Below are 6,161 nucleotides of genomic sequence, written 5' to 3'. Positions count from 1 at the left end.
GATTCAAAATGTAACTTTGAAAAGCGGACAAACGGAATTTTATTACGTGCGAATTATTCGAATAAGCTGACTGCAATACCAATCCCAAAAGAAAGTATAATCGGAATTACAATCACGAGAGGAAAAGAAACGATTGACCCATTTTTTCTTTCGCCAATGTGGATTTTATTAAAACTCGGTGTTTCGAAATTATACGCTCGATACTTTAAAATTTTAATCAGCGAATATTCGATTGACCAAATGGAATTGAATTTAAAAACAGCTGAATATGAAATGGACTTTATAGCAAACGGATATCTATTCGAAAGACAACAAAGTTTCTTTGAAAATCTGAATTACGAAAACAAATTAAAAACAATAATAAAAGCCAGCACATAACAATGTATAAATTCAATTGCGGCGGAATTTCCTACGGAAATTCATTGCAATTTTCTATCTTTCAGCTCAATCGGAAAATCGTACCGATTTTCCGCAACTGAAATTTATACGCTAACGTTGTAAGCAAGCTGAAAATGACATTCGAACAATTAAATAAACATATTATTCCGATGACCGAATTTGCTCTTAAATGGAGATTTACGGAAGAAAAATATGATTGCTTGCCTGAACAACATCTGAATGAATTAAAACCGTTAGACAAAGTTGGAGCGGAATTTCTTGCTGATTTTTTAAGTAATTGCAAAGTCCATAGTGAATTGCCTTTTAAGAATGGAATGTTTCGGAATTTGGACAAAGCTAAAATTCTGGAAAATAATGACAAAGAAATAACGAAATGGCTTTACCAAAGAGCAATTCCTTTTGACAAAGAAGTTTTCCTTTCTTGGGACGGAAACAACGGAATGAAAACTAAATGGAAATTTGTAGTCAAATATTGGAATTCGATTTTTTATGGAGGAGCTGATGATTTGACAGTTTTTGACCAAAGCCTTGAATGGACTTTGTTCTTTTTTCACGAAGACGAAATTCATTTCGGAACAAACAAAAATTATAAACCCATTGCGGAATTTGATGAAAAATGGTTTGTGATTTAAGAATAAGCGGAATAAAAGCCAGCTTACAACAATGTATAAAATTAATTGCTTGGTAATAGCCTACTTACGAAAATCCTCGCGGATTTTCTATTCGGTTTTTATTTGCTAAATTAGTTGCTTAAACCACGCAACTAATCTTATACGAGACCGTTGTAATGCATTTACTGAACGAACTCAAAGAATGAAACTAAATTCAAAAAAAATAGGCAGATTATTGATTTTTAAATATCTGGGAATTACAACTCTGATATTAATTATTTTATTAGTCTTATTTAATTCTTTATCAACTGAAATGAATGAATTTATAAATCGGAATTTAATTCATCCATTTTCAAGTGAACCAAAATACTTCACAGTTCAAATAATATTGAATTTAATAATTATTTTTTTTATCTCTGGGAACATAGGAAAATCTATTATTGAAAAAGATAAAGACCCATTTTGGACAACTTTTTTTGGCTATTTGAAAATTTCGATTGGAATATTTTTAATAGCAATGTTATCTGAAATGACTATAAGAGCATTTGAATTTGGAATTGACTTTAAATTATTCGGACTTGGATTATTGATTTGGTTTTTTACTGGCGGACCAATATTTTTAATAATTGGAGGTGTCTATGGTGGAATAACAAGTTGGTTTATTGGAAAAGAAATTCTGAACAAAAAAACGCATTACAACACTGTATAAACTTTATTGCTGCTAAATTTTTCCTTCGGAAAAATACGCAGGTACAAAGTTGTTTAATAATTTGCTTATTTTTAGCATAACAAAAACGCAACAAAGCTTATACCAAAACGTTGTAAACAATTATGAAAAAAATCCTGACTTTAATTCTGATTTCAGTTTTTATCGGTAGTTGCAAGACTTCCGAAAGAAAACCAAAATCGAATGCGGACGAATTACAACAGCGGATTTTAGGAAACGTAATGGGATTAAATCGATTGGAACTAACCGCAAGTTTTGATGAATGTGGAGAATGGGGAGGACACGATGAGAAATTTGATATTTATCGTGAAAATAAAATACTTTTTGCGGAATACGTTGAGGATATTGTTGACTGCAAAGACCCATATGCTGAAAACAGAAAAATAGCGGAACGAAAAACTTTACGGCTGAATGAAACGCACGAAAAAGCTATTGTAAAATATCTGACTTCCCTACTCGAAACTGGATTAAAAATGGAATTACCATTTCACGCTGGAACTTATTATTGTGCTGTAATGAATGACTCGACAATGATATTAAAGTATCACTCTGTGAAAAGCAGTTGGAATGAATACGAAAAACTAAAAGCTGAATTATTAAAATAACTGTTTACAACAACGGCTATAGTTCATTACGGCTGAAATTCCTAATCGGAATTTCAAGCCTTTTTGCTAAATTTATGGTTACGGCGGAATGATACTGGCGTACCATTCCGTAACGAAACCATAGCCAAAACCGTTACCTACAATTTGAAAAAATGAGAACTCTTGAACCTACTTGGAAATTATCAAAGAAACTGATTTTAGAAAACTTTGCGTTTCTTCAATCTGAATTTGACTTTCCAAAGTTTAAGAATAACCGAGTTAGAGACGAATATTATATAACAACTCAAAAAGGTGAAATTGAATTTAACTGTTTGATTTTTCAATTTTCTTGGAGTTCACCAGAAATCGGAATTACAAATCACTCTGAACCGACTGAATTTAATGCTGATTCAATTCCAACAAACTATTATCGAATTGACAAACTGGACAAAACTGGTGAATTGAAAAAAATAGCTGAAAAAGGGAATGAATTTATTGAGACATATGTCAAAAAGTGTGCTGAATTATTAAAAGAAAACCCGATAATATTAAGCGGAATAACAACTGAATTTAAAAATGAATAAAAACTGTAGGTAACAACGTGTATAATTAATTGCGGCTGAAATTCCTATCGGAATTTCATTCTTATTAATTATCTTTGGTTTACAGCGGAAAATGACTGCGTCCTTTTCCGCAACTAATCATACACACCAACGTTGCCAGCAATATGAACAAACGCACAGAAAAATTGAATTAATGAAATTACCTTTTTTTATATTACTTATGGGAATTACATTCTCATTAAACGCCCAAAATCTTTTCCCTGTAAAACTAGACAACTGTAAGACTGATAAATTTTGTTTGGACTGCGGAGACACCCAAGCTGGTTATGAAGAAAAGGAGTTTTTAAAACTTCAAGAAAAATTGAACGATGAATTAAAATTGGATGGAATTAAAGGAGCTGTTATGTTTCAAGTTCTTGTTAATTCAAAAGGACGTGCTTGTGTTTTGAGCCATACAGACCAATCAAAAAACTTCATAACAAAGAAATTAATTAAAGAGCTGAATCGATTCAAAAATTGGACACCTGCAATAACAAACGGTAAAACAGAAGAAAAATCTTCAATCAATATTATTTTCAAAGTAGATAACAACAAAATTACAGGACAAATTGAGAGAGTTGATAAAAAGGCTTTTGAGAAATCATTTGACAAGCCAAACAGTCCAGAAATCTATAATGAAAATTATGTTTACAAAAACGAAAACTTAAGCAATTATGAAATAACTGTTTGGAATTCAAAAAACTCAAATTTACCTAATAATTGGAATGACCATATTTCCATTGATCAAAATGGCTTAATCTGGCTTACTGTGAGCCAAGGTTTGGTGACTTTTGATGGAAGCGAATTTAAAAATTCCGAACAAAATATTTCTGACAAAGGTAAATACTTCGGCTATTACGAATTAGCAACAGATAACAATAATGTAAAATGGATTTATGCTAAAAAAAACATATATAGTTATGATAATGATAAATGGGTAAAATATGACTCAACACAAATTGGAATTAACTCTGCGTATAATATTGTTAACAACCCAAAAACGGGCGAGTTATTTTTCTGCTCAAAAAATGGAATAACTATTCTTAAAGATGGTAACTGGTCAAAAATTGATAAGAACTTATACAAAGACTTACCTGGAGAAAGAGTTTCATTTGCTAAAAGAGATTCTAAAAATAGAATTTGGATTGGAACTTATGATGGAACAGCGATGATAGATGAAAATAATCAAGTAACAAATTTCGAAAAATCGTCCACAGTTTTAAAAGGAAAATGCATTACTTCGATGGACGAAGACGAAAACGGAAACCTATACTTCACACTTTACGAATTTGACAGAAAAAACAAAAAGCAAGTCAATAATGATGAGGGAATAGCAATACGAGATGTAGATGGTAATTTCAAACAATTTACAACTGATAATTCTGGAATGCCTTTTAATCATGCTAATTGCGTTTTATACGACAAAAATGAAAAAGTTCTATGGATTTCGACTGACAGAGCAGGATTAGTGAGATACGACTTAAATGATGGTTGGGAAAATTATCATAATGAAAATTCAGATATCCCCACATCATATATTTCAACTATGACTTTTGATGATAGTGGGAATTTATATTTAGCAACAAGACAAGGATTAGTAAAAATTGAACGAAAATAAAATACTGCTGGCAACAATGGCTATAAGTAATTGCTTGTTCTCGCCTACTTCTGAAAATCCTCGCGGATTTTCAGTTTGGTGTGTACTTGCAAAGTTAAGTACAAAACCACTCAACTACTCATAGCCGAGACGTTGTACATAATTATGAAAAACCTTAATCTGAAAAAACATTTCTTTAAAATTGTACTTCTGATTTTCGGAATTTACTTGACGTACGACTACTTTGACAATAGAAAAAAGATAGAAAATCTGAATTACGGAATCAAAGCTAACGAATTGAGAAAATCTTTAAATGTTCCTATTATCGATGAATATATGACAGCAGAAAATAGACACGGTGAATTTTTCGGAAATAGATGGGAATCGTGCAGAGAAAAACCCAAAGAAAATCAAATACTTCACGCTTGGAAAAATGTAATTCCATCGGAAAATGAAAAATTCATATTGGACGAAGAAATGGACGCATTTCGGATAAAAGAATCTAATGGAAGAATAAGACAATTAAATATTTACTGTAAAATAGTTAATGATTCTATTTTGACTCGAATAGGAAGAACTTTTTATAACACTGACCCAAGAGAGACATTAGAACTGAATGAAAATGGAGTAGATAGCGTCATGAAAAGCTGGAGATTAAATTATCTGATTAAAAAATAACTATGTACAACAACGGCTATAATTCATTGCGGCTGAAATTCCTGTCGGAATTTCATTACAATTTGCTATCTTTCGGCTATGGCGGAAAGAATCCTGCGGATTTTTCCGCAACGTATCATAGCCAAAACCGTTAGCACCAATTTGAACACAAACCTTATGAGAAAACTATTTTTTGCAATTGGAATTTTAATTTCATTCAATTCTTGGAGTCAGTCAACAGAAAAGATTTATTACAAAAATATCGTTGATAATTGTATTGAAGATTTAAATAAGCAGATAAACCAAGCGTGGAAAGACAAAGAGAGCGAAAAGGCAAGAGCCTTATTTGACTCACTTATAAATAACTGTATAAAAGGAAAGTATCTATCTAACTACGATTTCAAAACAATAAAAAAAGAAATAATAAGTACTGACAATATTGACAAACCAATTGTTCTTTTGACTTCTGCAACTTGGTGTGGACCTTGTTGGGGAGAAATTCCAACTTTGAACAAATTAGCCAAAAAGTATGATGGAAAAATTGAATTTATAGTTCTTTTCTGGAATAAGAAAAAAGACTTAAAAAAAATGGCTTCGAAATATGACAAAAGAATTCATTTAATTCCATCGGAATCTGAACCAATTGACAAATCCTCAATAATGATTAGTGGATTCAATCATAAATTAGACTATCCAGCTGCATATCTGATTGACAAGAATAAGAAAATTCTCGACTTAACAAGAGGAGCAGCCTTTCCGACAAAAGATATGGATTGGGATAAAGTCAATGAAATAAATGAAAAAAAACTGACTGAATTTATTAAACCTGTTACGGAATAAAAAAACTGGTGCTAACACCGTGTATAATTAATTGCTTTGGTCGTTGCTTATTTGGAAAATTCCTTCGGAATTTTCTCGCGTTCGTTTTTGTTTACTAAATTAGTTGCTGAAACACGCAACTAACCATACACAAAACCGTTAGCC

Annotated in this window: 7 protein-coding genes and 1 pseudogene; all 8 read left to right on the top strand. The window is 31.4% G+C overall.

Annotated elements, in window-relative coordinates; translation table 11 throughout:
* Positions 1 to 378, top strand: a pseudogene (locus H574_RS14690) (hypothetical protein); the annotation flags it as partial.
* A gap of 134 nt (positions 379 to 512) precedes the next feature.
* Complete coding sequence (locus H574_RS0110715) at positions 513 to 1,031, top strand: hypothetical protein (RefSeq protein WP_027880578.1); 519 nt, start codon at positions 513 to 515, stop codon at positions 1,029 to 1,031.
* 181 nt (positions 1,032 to 1,212) lie between these two features.
* On the top strand, positions 1,213 to 1,719 hold the full coding sequence (locus H574_RS14655; protein ID WP_155912648.1) for a hypothetical protein: 507 nt from the start codon (positions 1,213 to 1,215) through the stop codon (positions 1,717 to 1,719).
* Between the two features lie 122 nt (positions 1,720 to 1,841).
* Positions 1,842 to 2,342: a hypothetical protein gene (locus H574_RS0110705; RefSeq protein ID WP_027880576.1), complete on the top strand. Its 501-nt coding sequence runs from the start codon at positions 1,842 to 1,844 to the stop codon at positions 2,340 to 2,342.
* A gap of 152 nt (positions 2,343 to 2,494) precedes the next feature.
* Positions 2,495 to 2,905, top strand: coding sequence for a hypothetical protein (locus H574_RS0110700; protein ID WP_027880575.1), 411 nt, complete (start codon positions 2,495 to 2,497; stop codon positions 2,903 to 2,905).
* A gap of 172 nt (positions 2,906 to 3,077) precedes the next feature.
* Positions 3,078 to 4,541, top strand: a complete 1,464-nt coding sequence (locus H574_RS14770) for a ligand-binding sensor domain-containing protein (RefSeq protein WP_027880574.1) — start codon at positions 3,078 to 3,080, stop codon at positions 4,539 to 4,541.
* Positions 4,542 to 4,817: 276 nt separating this feature from the next.
* Entirely contained in the window at positions 4,818 to 5,198 is a 381-nt protein-coding gene (locus tag H574_RS0110685; protein ID WP_162138987.1) for a hypothetical protein, read from the top strand.
* Between the two features lie 156 nt (positions 5,199 to 5,354).
* On the top strand, positions 5,355 to 6,017 hold the full coding sequence (locus H574_RS0110680; RefSeq protein WP_027880572.1) for a TlpA family protein disulfide reductase: 663 nt from the start codon (positions 5,355 to 5,357) through the stop codon (positions 6,015 to 6,017).
* Positions 6,018 to 6,161: the final 144 nt, after the last annotated feature.

The organism is Mesoflavibacter zeaxanthinifaciens DSM 18436 (assembly GCF_000422365.1).
Taxonomy (GTDB): Bacteria; Bacteroidota; Bacteroidia; order Flavobacteriales; family Flavobacteriaceae; genus Mesoflavibacter; species Mesoflavibacter zeaxanthinifaciens.
The sequence above is the reverse complement of the archived record's forward strand: the minus strand, read 5'-3'. Positions and strand labels throughout refer to the sequence as shown.